Below are 14,925 nucleotides of genomic sequence, written 5' to 3' on the forward strand. Positions count from 1 at the left end.
GGGGGCGTCTCATCTCATGAAAACCTTCATCACCACGCGGCCCGAAGCCGAACCGGCGCGCTTCGACTCGTCCTTCGATCCCGTTCTTTCGGGCGTCGCCCAGGGCCTCGCCCGGCTGTTTCCGCCCGTCGAGCACACGCGCAATCCGCAGGACGGCAGCGAGCACCCGCACCCGGCGCAGGGCCTGGACGACGAGGCCGGCGGGGAGGGCGAGCGCGGGTGATGCGGCCGGAGCTGATCGAGCAGCACATCACGGCGATGACGACGGCCAGCAGCAACCTGCTGCGCCAGATGGAGGATGAGGGCCTGGACTACCGGCTCGTCATGCATCCCGAGGATACCGGCACCCTGCATGTCCACGTTCGGGCGCTGACGCCGGAGCTCGACGCCCGCATCCGCCGCTGCCTGTCCGGCACCGGCATGCAGCTCGCCGTGCGCGAAGGATAGCGCGCGCAGTCACGCATTCGTCGGAGAGCGGCGTCCGACCCCTTGCCTGTGCTCGCCGGGCCGATATCTCGCGTCCTGTTCGGGAATGACGAGGAGGATGCGATGCCGAAGGCAATCCGGGTGCACGCCTATGGCGGGCCGGAGGCGATGGTCTACGAGGACGTGCCCTCGCCCCAGCCCGGTCCGGGGCAGATCCGCGTCCGGCAGACCGCCATCGGCGTCAACTTCATCGACATCTACTTCCGCTCGGGCGCCTACAAGGCTCCCTCGCTCCCCTTCACCCTCGGCAAGGAGGGTGCGGGCGTGGTCGATGCCCTGGGCGAGGGCGTGACCGATTTCCGCCTCGGCGAGCGCGTGGCCTATGCCGGCGCCACCGGCACCTATGCCGAGGAAGTGGTGGTGGACACCAAGGGCGTCGTCCACGTGCCCGATGCGATCTCCGACGAGACCGCCGCGGCGATGATGCTGAAAGGGCTGACCGCGCAGTACCTGCTGCGCCGGACCTACCGGGTCCAGCCCGGCGACACGATCCTGTTCCACGCCGCCGCCGGCGGCGTCGGGCTCATCGCCACGCAATGGGCCAAGCATCTCGGCGCCACCGTGATCGGCACCGTGGGTTCGGAGGAGAAGGCGGAACTGGCGCGCGAACACGGCTGCGACCACGTCATCCTCTACCGCGACGAGGACTTTGCCGCCCGCGTGCGCGAGATCACGGGCGGGAAGGGCGTGCCGGTGGTCTATGACGGCGTCGGCAAGGCGACTTTCCCCGCCTCCCTCGACTGCCTCTCGCCCTTCGGCATCTTCGCGAGCTTCGGCTCGTCCTCGGGGGCGATCGAGGCCTTCGACATCGGCATCCTCGCCGCCAAGGGCTCGCTCTACGCCACACGCCCGACCCTCTTCACCCACATCGCCACCCGCGAAAGCCTCGACGCCAACGCCGCCGAGCTGTTCGAGGTCGTGGCGAGCGGCGCGGTGAAGATCCCGGTCCACGCCCGGGCCAAACTCGCCGACGCGGCCCAGGTCCATCGCGACCTCGCCGGACGGCAGACGACGGGCGCGACGGTGATGACGCCGTGATCCTCGTATCCTAGGACCAAAGGATCCCGGGCTCCGCCCGGACCCGCCGGGGGACTGGATCCCTCGGAACCCTCGGACCTCGCGATGAAGCTGACCGAACACGACGTTCTGCTCGTCATCGACGTGCAGAACGATTTTCTGCCCGGCGGGGCGCTGGCCGTGCCGGAAGGCGATGCGGTGATCGCGCCGATCAACCGGCTGGCGGCGCGCCTGCCCCACGTCATCCTCACCCAGGATTGGCACCCGTCCGGCCACGCCTCCTTCCACGCGAGCCACGCGGACAAGTCTCCCTACGAGACGACGCTGCTGCACTACGGCGAGCAGGTGCTCTGGCCGGAGCATTGCGTGCAGGGCACGCACGGCGCCGCGCTGGCCGAGGGCTTGGAGACGGACCGGGCCGAACTGGTGATCCGCAAGGGCTACCATCCCGGCATCGACAGCTACTCGGCCTTCCTCGAGGCCGACGGGCGGACCCGCACGGGGCTCGCCGGCTACCTCGCCGAGCGCGGCCTGACCCGCCTGTTTCTGGCCGGCCTCGCCACCGATTTCTGTGTGCTCTGGAGCGCCCTCGACGCCCGTGAGGCCGGGCTCGAGGTCGTCGTGGTCGAGGATGCCGTGCGGGGGATCGATCTCGACGGCTCGCTGGCGCGGGCCTGGGACGCGATGGAGCGCGCGGGCGTCGGTCGCATCGACAGCGCGGCGCTTGCCTGACGGCCTTCATCCCACCGACGTCCTCATCCTGAGGTGGCTTCAGGAATGAGGGATCACGGGTCGAGCGCCTCCGGCTCGACCCCGCACGACTCCACCACCGCCGCCCGCAGGGCCGCGCAGAGCCTGCGAACGGTTGCGTGCCCGGCGCTGTCGTAGGCCCGGGCGCCGAGCGCCGTCACGGGCGCGAGCAGGCGCAGGGAGTTCGTCACGAACAAGGCCTCCGCGGCCTCCAGCTCGGAGGGCGGGAGAGGGCGCTCCGTGACCGCCAAGCCGAGCGCGGGCGCGATCTTCGTCAGAATCTCGGCACGAACGATGCCCGGCAGCACGCCCTCCTCGGAGGGTGGGGTCACGATCGCGTCCGGGAAGACGGCGAAGACATTGCCGGTGCCGGCGCAGGCCACGCCGCCCTTGGTGTTGAGGAACAGCGCCTCGTCGAAGCCCTGCGCCTGCGCCGCCCGGGCGGCGAGCACCGCGTCGAGATAGCCCAGCGTCTTGAGGCGCGCGGCCGGCGAGGTCTCGTTGCGGGCGATCGGCGTGAGGGTGAGCCGCAGGGGCGCGAAGAACAGCCCGGCCCGCGCGGGCGCGACGCTGCCGAACAGGAAGGGCGTCGGCTCCGTCGGCGGGGCCAGCCCGCGGGGGCCGGGGCCGCGGGTGAGCGTGGTGCGGATCGCCGCGAGCGGGACCGCGCCCGCGAGCGCCTGCATCGCCTCGACGATGCGCGCCCGGTCCACGGGGAAGCCGAGCGCCGCCGCGGCGGCGGCGAGGCGGTCGACATGGGCCGCCTCGAAGGCGACCCGGCCCTGGAGCGCGAGCGCCGTGTCGAACACCCCGTCGCCGAGCAGCAGGCCGCGGTCGCCCATGGCGAAGGGCAGGGTGCCGCCTTCGACCAGCCGCCCGTCAGACCACAGCATCGGCGGGCCTTCTCGTGCGCGCCGGGTCGCGATCCGCCCGCCACGCGCGGGCGCCCTTGAGGAAGTTGGCGAACAGGGCGTGGCCGTTCTCGGTCAGCACCGATTCCGGGTGGAACTGGATGCCCCAGGTCGGATGCGCACGGTGGGAGAGCGCCATCACCTCGCCTTCCGCCGAGACGGCATCGACCGCGAGCTGCCGCTCCATCTCCGGCGTCGGCGCCACGATCAGCGAGTGGTAGCGCCCGACCTGCATCGGCTGCGGCAACCCCGAGAACAGCCCGGCGCCCTCGTGGCGGATCGGCGTGGCGTGGCCGTGGAGCGGGCGGCCTGCCCGCTCGACCCGGCCGCCGAAGGCCGCGCCGATCGCCTGATGCCCGAGGCAGACCCCGAGGATCGGCACCTCGCCCGAGAGTTCGCGGATCGCGGGCAGGCTGACGCCCGCCTCCTGCGGCGTGCAGGGGCCGGGGGAGATCACCACCGCCTCGGGCTTCAGCGCGCGGATGCCGGCGACGTCCAGCGCGTCGTTGCGCACGACCTCGACCCGTTCGCCGAGCTCCTCGAAGTAGCGCACCACGTTGAAGACGAAGGAATCGTAGTTGTCGACGACGAGGATCATGGCGCCTCCTCCCCGAAGGCCGCGAAGACGCGCGCCGCCTTGGTTAGCGTCTCCTCGTATTCGGGGCCGGGCTCGGAGAGCAGCGTCACGCCCCCGCCGGCCTGGAGCACGGCCCGGGCTCCGTCCATGAACACGGTGCGGATCGCGATCGAGGTGTCGAGCGATCCGTCGAAGCCGAGCGCGCCGATCGCCCCGCAATAGAGCTCGCGCGCGTCGCCCTCGATCTCGGTGATGATGTCCATGGCCCTGAGCTTCGGCGCCCCGGTGATCGACCCGCCGGGAAAGGTCCTTTGGATGAGGTCGAGGGCGTCCGCGCCCTCCCGGAGCGTGCCGGTCACCACCGAGACGAGATGGTGGATGCCGGCATAGGATTCCACCCCGCACAGGACGGGCACCCGCACGCTGCCCGGCTCGCAGACCCGCGAGAGGTCGTTGCGCAGCAGGTCCACGATCATGATGTTCTCGGCCCGCTCCTTGGGGTTGGCCTGGAGCGCGGCGGCGACCGCGGCGTCGCGGGCCGGATCGGGATCGCGGCGCACCGTGCCCTTGATCGGCCGCGTCTCGACCGCCCGGCCCTCCAGCTTCAGGAAACGCTCGGGCGAGGAGGAGGCGACGGCAAGACCGTCGAAGTCGAGATAGGCGCCGAAGGTTGCCGGGTTGGTGGCGCGCAGCCGGCGATAGAACGCGAAGGGGTCGAAGCCGGGCGGCAGGTCGGCGGCGAAACGCTGGGCGATGTTGGCCTGATAGATGTCGCCGGCACGGATGTAATCACGAACCCTTTCGACAGCGATCTCATAGGCTTCGCGCGAAAAGTTCGAGCGCCATGCGAGCGGCACTCCGACCCAGGCGGGCGCCGGTTCGGGTTCTTCGGCCAGCAGCGCCGCGAAGCGCTCGAGCCGCTCCCCGGCCCGCCGCTCCCGCGCGGCCGGGTCGGTCTCCGGAAAGCCCGTGGCGATCAGGAGGCAGGTCCGACGCCCGTGATCCACGGCGAGCAACGTGTCGTAGAGGTTGAAGGCACAGTCGTCGGTGAGCCCCGCCCGGCGGGCCGGGGCGGCGACCCGCTCCAGGCTCGCGCCGAGATCGTAGGCGAAGTAGCCGATCGCCGCCCCGGGAAAGGCCGGCAGGTCGGCCCGCGGCGCGAGGCGGTAGGGCGCGAGGCAGGCCCGCAGGGCGGCGAGCGGGGGGCCGGGGATCTCGCGTCCGTCCAGCGTGGCGCGGCCGTCGCGATACCGGAACCGCCCGAACGGGTCGGCGGCCAGCACCGAGACGCGGCCCAGCGTGTCGTGCTGCATGGCGCTGTCGAGGAAGGCGAGTCCGGGCAGCCGGGCGAGCCGCGCGGCGGCCGCGACCGGGTCGGTGTAGGGAATCTCGCGGGTCCAGACCATGGGCTCGGCCGTCATGCCTCGTGCGGCGCTCGTTCGGGTCTACCCAAGGGCGCCCGGCGCGCTCCCGTCAATCGCCCCCGCCTTCCGGACCTGCGGGAGAGGTATGCGCGGCAACCGGCCGAGCCTTGAGAGACCGGTTCAGGATACGCGAGCAGATCATTGCATCGAAACAATTTTCCTGACGATCCTCACGCCTCTGACACGGCATCGATGTCGAGCGACGGGGCGACGCCGAGCGCGTCGAGCCGGGCCAGGAAGTCGGGCCCGAACACGCCGCCGGAATTGCCGCCCTCCATGAACCAGCCCACGAAGAACGCGACCGCGCCGCCCGGCGGCGGCGACCGCGTCGGCGGGCGGACCGGCGCCCTTGCTCGGCGGGAAGATCGCGTCGCTCTCCGCAGAGCGCCCGGGCCGCGGCGCGGCCTCGGGACTCGTGCGCGGAGCGCCGGCGTCCCAAGTCCGGCCAGGCTAAGCCCACCCCAGCCCAGCGCGAAGGGCAGGGCGCGGCACGGCACGGCTCCGGCGCCGTCCGGCTCGGGTGCCGGTTGCGCAGGCCGATCCGGGTGCGGTCGCGCTCCATCCGTTTCCGATCGTTCCCGTTTTGCGGCCACGCTCGCAACCGCGCCACGATGCGGTTATATCGGCCCATCCACCGCCATCGATGCAGGACGCGCGGGCCTCCGATCCGGAAGCGCCGCCCCCAACGGGCCGTCATGACCGCAACCGCCTCCCCCTCGGACACCAAGGGCGCCGCCGCGCCGCGGATCTCCTTCGTGTCGCTGGGCTGCCCCAAGGCGCTCGTCGATTCCGAGCGCATCCTCACCCATCTGCGCGCGGAGGGCTACGAGCTGAGCCGCCGCCACGACGGGGCGGACGTGGTCATCGTCAACACCTGCGGCTTCCTCGATTCGGCCAAGGCCGAGTCGCTCGCCGCGATCGGCGAGGCCATGGCCGAGAACGGCCGGGTGATCGTGACCGGCTGCATGGGCGCGCAGCCGGAGGAAATCCGCGAGAAGTATCCGAACCTGCTCGCCGTCACCGGCCCCCAGGCCTACGAATCGGTGGTCGCCGCCGTGCACGAGGCGGTGCCGCCCGCCCACGACCCCTTCCTCGACCTGATCCCGCCTCAGGGCGTCAAGCTCACCCCGCGCCACTACGCCTATCTGAAGATTTCCGAGGGCTGCAACAACCGCTGCACCTTCTGCATCATCCCGTCCCTGCGCGGCGATCTCGTCAGCCGCCCGGCGGGCGACGTGCTGCGCGAGGCGGAAAAGCTGGTGAAGGCCGGCGTGAAGGAACTGCTCGTCGTCTCGCAGGACACCTCGGCCTACGGCGTCGACACCCGCTACGCCACGAGCCCGTGGCGGGACCGGGAGGTGCGCGCGCGCTTCTACGATCTGGCGAACGAACTCGGCGAGCTCGGGGCCTGGGTGCGGCTGCACTACGTCTACCCCTACCCGCATGTCGACGAGGTCATCCCGCTGATGGCCGAGGGCAAGATCCTTCCCTATCTCGACATGCCGCTCCAGCACGCCAGCCCCTCGGTGCTCAAGCGCATGCGCCGGCCCGGCAACCAGGAACGCCAACTCGACCGCATCCGGCGCTGGCGCGAGATCTGCCCGGATCTCGCCATCCGCTCGACCTTCATCGTCGGCTTCCCCGGCGAGACCGACGCCGAGTTCGAGGAACTGCTCGACTGGATCCGCGAGGCGCGGCTGGAGCGCGTCGGCTGCTTCGAGTACGAGCCGGTGAAGGGCGCCCCCGCCAACGATCTCGGCCTGCTGGTGCCGCCGGAGGTGAAGGCCGAGCGCAAGCGCCGCTTCATGGAGGCACAGAGCCACGTTTCGCTGCGCTTGCAGCGCGCGAAGGTGGGCAAGCGCTTGTCTGTGATCATCGACGAGGCGGGCCCGAGCGGCGCCCGCGGCCGCTCCAAGGCCGACGCGCCGGAGATCGACGGCAGCGTCCACGTCGCCTCGCGTCGCCCGCTGCGGCCCGGCGACATCGTCACCGTGAAGATCGAGCGGGCCGACGCCTACGACCTGCACGGCATCGCCGTGTAGGGGAGGGCGCCGAAAGCGAACCCTCCGGCGCACGGCACGTTGCCCCGTCACGATCACCGAGCGGGCGAGGGATGGATGGCGAACGAGCAGCGCGACCAGAGCAACGAGGCGGCGGTCTCGCCCAAGGACCCGGTGACGGGCCAGTTGAAGTCGCAACCGGGGCCGATGGAGCGCGCCGGCACCGAGGCCGAGGAGGCCGCGCGGGGCAACACGGCTTCGGGCGAGGACAAGCGGCAGGCCGAGGACGACCGCTCCGCCTGAGCTTTCTCAAGATGAGCGACGACCGGCGCTGGCTGCGCTTCGGCCTGATCGGCCTCTACGGCGTCATCGGCGTCGTCCATCTCGCCGCCACCGACCGCTTCCTGCCGATCATGCCGGATTGGGTGCCGCAGCCGCGCCTCGTGGTGATCGCCACGGGTCTCTGCGAGATCGCGGGGGCGCTGGCGCTGTTCGTGCCGCGGCTACGGCGCCTCGCCGGGATCATGCTGGCGCTCTACGCGGTCTGCGTGGTCCCGGCCAACATCAAGCAGGCGGTCGAGGGCATCCCGGTCCCGCCGATCCCCGACACGTGGTGGTATCACGGGCCCCGCCTCGCCCTGCAGCCGGTCATGGTGTGGTGGGCGCTCTACGCCGTGCACGTCGTCGACTGGCCCTTCAAAGCCGCACGAAGGAGCGGCGGCGGGCAAGTCTGAGGGACTTAATTCAGTCGAAGCGGGGCCGTGCACCAGTCGCGTGTTAAGCATCTCGTAAGAATAAGAATGTGTTTTCGCTGAGGACAACGACCCTCGATCGAGCTGGATTTGTCGCATCCGGTAGTCCTGGGCCGACGAACCTGTCTAGGCTCGGTCCATGCCGAAGCGTCGTGATCCGAGCCCGACCCGACCCCCCCGCGCGGCGGACGAGGCGGAGACGCGTCCCGAGCAGGCGGCGGTCGAGCGCGCCCTGGAGCGGGTCGTCGAGCGCCTGACGCCGAAGCCGCCCGGTGCCAGGCCGCCCGGTGCCAAGGCAGGGAAGGGGAAGCCCCGCGCGGAGGGGTGAGCGGCGCCCCCGATCCTGCGAGCGCCGTCGACTTGGACGCATCGGGTCGGTGCCTCCCGATCCTCGTCGTGACGCGCATCCTTCGACGAACCTGTTTCCCCTTCGCAGGGATGCGCTCTAGGCTGGCCCCGATGCCGGCCTTCAAGGACCACTTCTCGACCGCTGCCGCGGGCTACGCCGCCCACCGGCCGCGCTACCCGCAAGCCCTGGCCGACTTCCTCGCCGACGCCGCCCCGGCCCGCGACCTTGCCCTCGATGTGGGCTGCGGCAGCGGCCAGTTCTCCCTCACCCTGGCCGAGCGCTTCGCGGGGGTGGTCGCCACCGATGCCAGCGCCGCGCAGATCGGCGGCGCGACCCCGCATCCCGGCATCGCCTACCGCGTCGCCCCGGCCGAGCGCAGCGGCCTGCCGGGGGCAAGCGTCGATCTGATCACCGCGGCGCAGGCCGCCCATTGGTTCGACCTCGACGCCTTCTACGCCGAGACCCGCCGCGTCGCCCGCCCGCGGGCCGTGGTCGCCCTGATCAGCTACGGCGTGCCGCGGATCGAGGATGCGGCCGCCGACGCGGTGCTCGGGCAGTTCCACCACGGCACGCTCGCTCCCTACTGGCCGGCCGAGCGCCGGCACGTCGAGGACGGCTACCGCGCCCTGCCGTTTCCCTTCGCGGCGCTGGAGGCGCCCCGGCTCGCCATCGCGGTGGCCTGGAGGCTGGCGGAGCTGATCGGCTACGTCGAGACCTGGTCGGCAGTCCGGGCCGCCGAGCGGGCCGTCGGCCGCGCTCCGGTCGAGGCGTTCCGCGCGGCCCTGACCGGGGTCTGGGGCGATCCCGAGGCGGCCAAGCCGGTGCGCTGGCCGCTCGCCCTGCGCGTCGGCCGGGCCCCGTAGCTCTCAGCCCTTCTCGTCGCGCTTCACCGCCTGCCACGCCGCCTCCATGGCGGGGAGGGCGGCGGCGTCCAGCGCCTGCCCCCCGTCCGCGAGGCGGGCGGCCATGGCGGTGAAGCGGCGCTCGAACTTGGCGGTGCCCCGGCGCAGGGCCTCTTCCGGATCGACGCCCGCGTGCCGGGCGAGGTTGGCCACCGAGAACAGCAGGTCGCCGATCTCCTCGAACACCGCCTCCGGCGCGCCCGCCCCGAGGCTCTCCTCGACCTCGTCGGTCTCCTCGCGCACCTTGGCCAGCACCTGGGCGGCATCCGGCCAGTCGAAGCCGACGGCGGCGGCGCGCTTCGAGATGCGGTCGGCCCGGGCCAGAGCGGGGAGGGCGCGGGACACCCCCGCCAGCGGGCCCGCCGCCTCCGCCTTGCCGGACTCCCGGCCCTCCGCGGCCTTCCGCGCCCGTTCCTGCCCCTTGATGATGTCCCAGGCCGCCTGAATCGCCTCGGGATCGGTCGGGCGCCGCTCGGGGGGCAGGAACGCGCCGGAAGCGTCGAACACGTGCGGGTGGCGCCGGATCAGCTTGGCGCGGATCGCCTCCGCCACGTCATCGAAGCGGAAGGCGCCGGCCTCTTCCGCGATCCGGGCCTGGAACACGACCTGGAGCAGCAGGTCGCCGAGTTCGTCGCGCAGATCCTCCGGGTCCCCGCGCTCGACCGCGTCGGCGACCTCGTAGGCCTCCTCGATCGTGTAGGGGACGATGCTGTCGTGCGTCTGCCGCACGTCCCAGGCGCAGCCCCGCTCCGGATCGCGCAACCGCGCCATCAGCGTCAGCAGCCTGTCGATCGGTGCCTCGTCCATCGCTCCCCGCCTCACACCCGCTCGCCCATTCCGGAACCCTCCCGCTCATAGACGCTCCACCGCGCCTTGCGCAGAGCCCGGTGGATGCGGGGAAAAGCGGGTGAGCCTGTGCAAAATTCCCTTCATTCCTTTTGAAAAGCAGCCAACAAGGCCTGTTCGTTTTAGCGGACGCACCGCGACATCCCTTAGGAAAGCTATCTGTTAAGGATTCTCAGAGAGTCAGTTCGGCAAGTTATAGGGTGGCCGAAAATCCTCTTTTTGCTCCGTAGCTTGAGACCTGTTCGCGCATTCGACTCTGCGTGGGCGCGCATTCGACTCTGCGTGCGGGTGCATCGGATTCTGCGCAAGGGAGGGAGCCTCGCGCATCGGATTCTGCGCGGGCCCGTACCGGATTCAGCGTGCAAAACCGCGTCCCGCGGTGGATCGTGGGGACAATCCGGCGGGGGAGGGGCGTATCGAACTCTGCGCGGGCCGATCCGGGCGGGACGCGCGTGCATCGGATTCTGCGTGCCGGCCCGGCCCGGCCCGCCCGCCGCGCCCGAACCGGCGGGCCGCACCACGTGCCTGTGCAGGACTGCCCCGGCGAAGCGTGGATTCCCGGGAAAACTCCGGAAGCCCTCAGGACTCCGCGGAGCCGAATCGCGACAGATCGGTTGGCGCCCCAGGGGATTCCGCGGGGACCGGGCAGGCCGCCCCGCGGCGGCCCGTCCTCCCGAACATTCCGGGATCGAGGAAAGACCGGCGACGTGACACGGGACGGCAGCACGCAGCACGACCGGCCCCCGGGCTCCGGAAGCGGGAGGCGATAGGGGAGGCGATGTCGGGGCTCGAAGCAAAGATCGCCGCGATCCGCGACGCGGATCTGCGGGCGGAGCTGGAGGCGGCGCGGGGCGGATTCCTGTTCGCGCCGATCGTCGAGCACCTGCTGTTCCGCCAGCGCGAGCGCGATGCCGCCCGGGCGCAGGAGGGCGCGCAGGCCGAGGCCCGCGAGGCCATGGGCCGCGACCGCCGCCGCCGCGACGCCGTGCGCGAGGTGATCGAGAACGAGCCGACGGCCCCGGAAAACCTCCAGCACCTGCATTCCGTGCTGGCGCTGTGCGGCCTGCCCTACCGCGATCCGGGCGACGCCCGCGACTTCGTGCGCGAATACGGCCGCAACTCGCTCAGCCTCTCGGCGGGGCGCCTGAAGAACCCGGTCACCGGCGAGATGGAGCTGCAGGGCCTGCCCTACGGCCCCAAGGCCCGGCTGGTGCTGCTGCATCTCTGCACCGAGGCGGTGCGCCAGCGAAGCCCGACCATCGAGGTCGCCGACAGCCTCTCCGGCTTCATGAAGGCCATGGGCTTCGCCGTCACCGGCGGCGAGCGCGGCACCATCGGCGCCTTCAAGGAACAGCTCAACCGGCTCGCCGCCTGCTCGATGCAGATCGGCCTGTGGGACGGGGAGGGGCAGGCCTCGACCCTCAACGTGCCCCCCTTCCGCCAGCTCGAACTCTGGCGGCGCGGCGATGACGGCCTCGTCTGGCAGCGCACCGTCTCGTTCCATCAGGATTTCTACGACAGCCTGATCCGCCACGCCCTGCCCGTCGATATCCGCGCGGCGCGCGCCTTCTCCGGCTCGGCGCGCAAGCTCGACCTGCTGTTCTGGACCGGCTACCGCCTGCGCGCCCTGCAGCGCCCCCTGCGCCTGACCTGGGACAACCTGCACCGCCAGTTCGGGGCGGAGAACGCCAGCCTGCGCAGCTTCCGCCAGGCCTTCAAGGCGGATCTGGCCGGCCTGCTGGAGGTGTTTCCGCGGCTGCGGATCGATCTCGACGAGGGCGGCATGCTGCTGCACCCGGCCGATCCCGGCAGCCTGCTGGTGCCGCCCAAAGCCGCCCGCACCGCCCGTGCCGCGGCGCGCGGCTGACGAGCGTCGCTTCCGACGGGAGGTCGGGAATATTCCATTCTGTAAGATCGGCAGCGTGCATATTCCATATGAGTCCAACGTTCCGTTCTGAAGTCTGATACGGATCATAAGGAATATTCTTGAGTACTCGGAATAGGTGCTGCATTCCTTCGATACGGACCAGCCTGCCGGTTTCGGGGCCGGCCGGTGCGTGCGAATGAAGCGATCCGCGAGGGAATGAAGCGAGCCCTCCTTTCCCCCTCACGGCCTCATCCCATCCACCTCCGCATCCTAAGGTGCCGCGCCGCGTCAGCGGCTCCGAAGGATGTTCCAGGGATCTCCGCAGCTGGCTGGAGGATCCTTCAAGGGTCCGCTTCGCTTCCCACCTCGGGATGAGGCGGTCGACGGAACGATCGCATTCGAACCGTCTCCGGATGATCGGGGCACCGCCGGTCGCGGGCTCGGCCCCCGCCGATGCTCTGGAACGGAAGAATCGTTTGGAAGGGTTGGGAATGGAAATTCCTTGCCCGCCATTCCGGGATGCGGCATCGTCTATTCCGAATAACGTTCCCTTGAAGGGAATGACCAGCCGGAAAGCCCAGCATGGTTCTGTCGGAAGCCGAGGCCCTGGCGCGGCTGGAGGCGTTGCGCCGGGAGCGCGAGACGATCGACCGGCAGATCGCCGAGCTCCTCCTCTATCTCGATCTCGGGCGGCGCCTGGGCGGGCCCTCGGCGCCGCGGGCGCCGGAGAGCGCGGAGCCGCCCGCCCCGCCTCCGCCCCGGCGGGAGGCTCCTCCCGCTCCGCCGGAGCCCCCCGCCCCGGCGCCGTCCCGCCCGCCGGTCGCGCAGCCCTCTGCGGCCGAGCCCGGCCTGTCCGAGACGGTGCTGGCCCGCCGCTACGGCCGGGCGGTGATCGAGGCGTCGCTGGCGGTGCTGGAGGAGGCGGGCCGCCCGCTCCACGCCAGCGAGATCCTGGCGCGGCTGGCAGAGCAGGGCTTCGCCCTGCCGGGTCAGGACCCGGTGGCGGCGCTCAACACCCGGCTCTGGAAGCGCTCGGGGCCCGGCGGCCCGCTCAAGCGCCTGGGCGAGGCCGTTTACGCCCCGGCCGATGCGGAGGAGGGATAGGCGGCCCCGTCGTCGTTGCGGATGCCGGTGAAGCGATGACGGGGAATGCCGTCATCGCGGCCGGACAGGTCGGCCGAGCGCCCGTCCGGGTCCCTCAGCGCGAGGCGGTGACGGCGCCGGCCGGCTCGGAGGCGCGGCGGTTCTCGCGGCCCGCGGCGGCGGCCGGGGGATGGGCCTGGGTGAAGGCGCTGCCCTCGCGCGCCAGGGCTTCGCCGTGGGCGAACAGCGCCCGCATGTAGCCCTGGTCGAACGGCCGGTCCGAGGTCTTGGTGAAGCGCTCGTCGATGAGCGCCACCCGCAGATCGAGGCCGGTGCGCCCGGCATAGGCCTTGGTCAGGGCCAGCGCCGCGCGGGTCTGCGCCTTGATCGCCGCCGACATGGTGCGGCCGAGCACGGAGAGCGTCGTGCGCGAGGCCATCTGGAATTCCGGCTCCAGCCGGTTGTTGACCACGAGGTAGACCCGGTTCGTCGGCAGATGCAGCCGGGTCTCGCCCTCCAGCGCGGCGGCCGGCGCGAGGTAGAACGGGGCCATGGCCCCGCCGTCGTCGTGCAGCTCCTCGAACGGCTTCGCCCTCGCTTCACCCTTCCCCTCGCCTTTCGCAGCGTCCTTGACGCCGTTCTTGACGCCGTTCTTGGCGCCGTCCTTGGCGCCGTCCTGGGGCTCGGCCGTGATCGCCACCGGCGGGAAGACGCCGGGCACCGCCGTGGAGGCGAGGACGATGGCGCGGAACAGGGCGAGCGCCCGCGGGTCGCCGGTCGCGGCGCTGCGCGCGGCGATGGCGCCCATGTCCCACAGCACCGGCCGCTCGCTGTCGACCTGGGTCGTGGCGATCAGCAGGCGGCGGCCCTTGGCGTGCTCGGCCGCCACCGCCTTGAGCAGGTCGGGCGTCACCATGCGCGCGATCCGCTCCTTGAGCGGCCACGTGTCGGTGAGCGAATCCCGCGTGGCGCCGAACTCGAACACGTCGGCGGCCGAGATCTCGGTGTAGTTCTCCTTGAGCGCCGCGTCGGCCCTGGCCCCGAGCGCGGGCGCGACGAAGGCGAAGGGCGCGATCAGGGCGCCCGTCGAGACGCCGGTGATCACCCCGAAATCCGGCCGATCGCCGCGCTGGCTCCAGCCCGCCAGCAGGCCGGCGGCGAAGGCCCCGTTCTCGCCGCCGCCGGAGAGCACCAGCCAGGGATCGGAGGCCCGCGCCGCCCCGTCGATCAGGGCCTGGAAGGCGGTCGCGTCGTCGCCCGGGATGCGCACCGAGGCCGGCAGGCCCTCGGGCCGCGCCGTCAGGGCCTGGGCGGCGGTGTAGCTCGGCCGCTCGTCGGCCGGCTTCCTCGCCTTCTCGGCGGCCAGCGCCCCCTGCGAGGGGCCGGCGGCCAGGCCGAGGGCGAGGGTGGCGCGGGCCAGGGTGCGGCCCCAGCCCGGATGGCGACCCGGCCCGTGCTTCGGCACGGCGCGCTGCGTGCGTCCCGGGTCGGATCGGATCGGTTGCAGGATCGGTTGATTGAACAGTCTTGGCATCGACGCACGTCTCCCGACGGTGTTCGACAGCCCGCCTCGCCCAAAAAACACGGGCCGCGGCAGTCCGTTCCGTTCCCCTGCCCCCGGTTCGTGTGCCGCCGTTCCTTCGCCGGGCAAGCTTTGTCCTGCCCGCCGACGCGTTCGGTGACCGGACTTATACTAGTGGAGCCCGGCGGTCCGCACGAATTCTTGGCGAAGACTTCGCGGCGTCCGTCGATCATCCTCCGAACCCGGTTCCGGCGCAATACGTCAACATGCGTATCCCGGGGATCCCGCATGAATCCTCGTCGGATCCCGCTCGGGTCGTCGCGCAGGCGAAGTGCTTGAGCGCACGGAGCTCGACGCGCGGCCCCGGCCCGGCTCGACCAAGGTCGGCTTTACGCCGGGGGGCGCGGTGCTCTAACCCGATGGGTCAAGACGCCAGACC

The 14,925-nt window shown here is 71.6% G+C and carries 16 protein-coding genes; 11 read left to right on the forward strand and 5 right to left on the reverse strand.

Features of this window, described 5'->3' with window-relative positions:
* The first annotated feature begins 16 nt into the window (after positions 1-16).
* From BY998_RS14205 to pncA, 4 genes are all read left to right on the forward strand, one after another.
* The gene (locus BY998_RS14205; RefSeq protein ID WP_110352265.1) at positions 17-223 is read left to right on the forward strand and encodes a hypothetical protein; all 207 of its coding nucleotides are present in this window, start codon (positions 17-19) and stop codon (positions 221-223) included.
* Entirely contained in the window at positions 223-447 is a 225-nt protein-coding gene (locus BY998_RS14210) for a hypothetical protein (RefSeq protein ID WP_245421591.1), read from the forward strand. Before BY998_RS14205 ends, BY998_RS14210 begins: the two co-directional genes overlap by 1 nt.
* Positions 448-549: 102 nt before the next feature.
* Positions 550-1,524, forward strand: a complete 975-nt coding sequence (locus tag BY998_RS14215; RefSeq protein WP_110352267.1) for a quinone oxidoreductase — start codon at positions 550-552, stop codon at positions 1,522-1,524.
* An 84-nt stretch (positions 1,525-1,608) separates the two neighbouring features.
* Positions 1,609-2,235, forward strand: a complete 627-nt coding sequence (gene pncA / locus BY998_RS14220) for a bifunctional nicotinamidase/pyrazinamidase (RefSeq protein WP_110352268.1) — start codon at positions 1,609-1,611, stop codon at positions 2,233-2,235.
* Between the two features lie 53 nt (positions 2,236-2,288).
* Here pncA and BY998_RS14225 read toward each other — a convergent pair whose 3' ends face one another.
* Genes BY998_RS14225 through pabB form a run of 3 tightly spaced genes read right to left on the reverse strand, consistent with a single transcriptional unit; the run spans position 2,289 to position 5,162 of the window.
* Positions 2,289-3,146: an aminotransferase class IV gene (locus BY998_RS14225; RefSeq protein ID WP_110352269.1), complete on the reverse strand. Its 858-nt coding sequence runs from the start codon at positions 3,144-3,146 to the stop codon at positions 2,289-2,291.
* On the reverse strand, positions 3,133-3,762 hold the full coding sequence (locus BY998_RS14230) for an aminodeoxychorismate/anthranilate synthase component II (protein WP_110352270.1): 630 nt from the start codon (positions 3,760-3,762) through the stop codon (positions 3,133-3,135). Before BY998_RS14230 ends, BY998_RS14225 begins: the two co-directional genes overlap by 14 nt.
* On the reverse strand, positions 3,759-5,162 hold the full coding sequence (gene pabB, locus BY998_RS14235; RefSeq protein WP_110352271.1) for an aminodeoxychorismate synthase component I: 1,404 nt from the start codon (positions 5,160-5,162) through the stop codon (positions 3,759-3,761). Before pabB ends, BY998_RS14230 begins: the two co-directional genes overlap by 4 nt.
* A gap of 698 nt (positions 5,163-5,860) precedes the next feature.
* On the opposite strand from pabB, the gene rimO reads away from it, so the two are divergent.
* The 5 genes from rimO (at position 5,861) to BY998_RS14260 (ending at position 9,129) form a co-directional block, all read left to right on the forward strand.
* Complete coding sequence (gene rimO, locus BY998_RS14240) at positions 5,861-7,207, forward strand: 30S ribosomal protein S12 methylthiotransferase RimO (RefSeq protein ID WP_110352272.1); 1,347 nt, start codon at positions 5,861-5,863, stop codon at positions 7,205-7,207.
* A gap of 75 nt (positions 7,208-7,282) precedes the next feature.
* Positions 7,283-7,468 carry a hypothetical protein gene (locus BY998_RS14245; RefSeq protein WP_110352273.1) on the forward strand — a complete coding sequence of 62 codons (186 nt, stop codon included), beginning with the start codon at positions 7,283-7,285 and terminating at the stop codon, positions 7,466-7,468.
* Between the two features lie 11 nt (positions 7,469-7,479).
* Positions 7,480-7,899, forward strand: coding sequence for a DoxX family protein (locus tag BY998_RS14250; RefSeq protein ID WP_110352274.1), 420 nt, complete (start codon positions 7,480-7,482; stop codon positions 7,897-7,899).
* A gap of 157 nt (positions 7,900-8,056) precedes the next feature.
* Positions 8,057-8,245, forward strand: coding sequence for a hypothetical protein (locus BY998_RS14255; RefSeq protein ID WP_110352275.1), 189 nt, complete (start codon positions 8,057-8,059; stop codon positions 8,243-8,245).
* A gap of 131 nt (positions 8,246-8,376) precedes the next feature.
* Positions 8,377-9,129, forward strand: a complete 753-nt coding sequence (locus BY998_RS14260; protein ID WP_110352276.1) for a class I SAM-dependent methyltransferase — start codon at positions 8,377-8,379, stop codon at positions 9,127-9,129.
* Positions 9,130-9,132: 3 nt separating this feature from the next.
* Here BY998_RS14260 and mazG read toward each other — a convergent pair whose 3' ends face one another.
* Positions 9,133-9,975, reverse strand: a complete 843-nt coding sequence (gene mazG, locus BY998_RS14265; RefSeq protein WP_110352277.1) for a nucleoside triphosphate pyrophosphohydrolase — start codon at positions 9,973-9,975, stop codon at positions 9,133-9,135.
* 817 nt (positions 9,976-10,792) lie between these two features.
* Between mazG and BY998_RS14270 the strand changes: the two genes are divergently transcribed.
* Together BY998_RS14270 and BY998_RS14275 are read left to right on the forward strand one after the other, a co-directional pair.
* On the forward strand, positions 10,793-11,881 hold the full coding sequence (locus tag BY998_RS14270) for a replication protein RepA (protein WP_110352278.1): 1,089 nt from the start codon (positions 10,793-10,795) through the stop codon (positions 11,879-11,881).
* A gap of 582 nt (positions 11,882-12,463) precedes the next feature.
* The gene (locus BY998_RS14275; protein WP_110352279.1) at positions 12,464-12,985 is read left to right on the forward strand and encodes an HTH domain-containing protein; all 522 of its coding nucleotides are present in this window, start codon (positions 12,464-12,466) and stop codon (positions 12,983-12,985) included.
* 94 nt (positions 12,986-13,079) lie between these two features.
* Here BY998_RS14275 and BY998_RS14280 read toward each other — a convergent pair whose 3' ends face one another.
* Positions 13,080-14,498 carry a patatin-like phospholipase family protein gene (locus BY998_RS14280; RefSeq protein ID WP_110352280.1) on the reverse strand — a complete coding sequence of 473 codons (1,419 nt, stop codon included), beginning with the start codon at positions 14,496-14,498 and terminating at the stop codon, positions 13,080-13,082.
* Between the last annotated feature and the right edge of the window lie 427 nt (positions 14,499-14,925).

Source organism: Methylobacterium sp. B4, assembly GCF_003201865.1.
Taxonomy (GTDB): Bacteria; Pseudomonadota; Alphaproteobacteria; order Rhizobiales; family Beijerinckiaceae; genus Methylobacterium.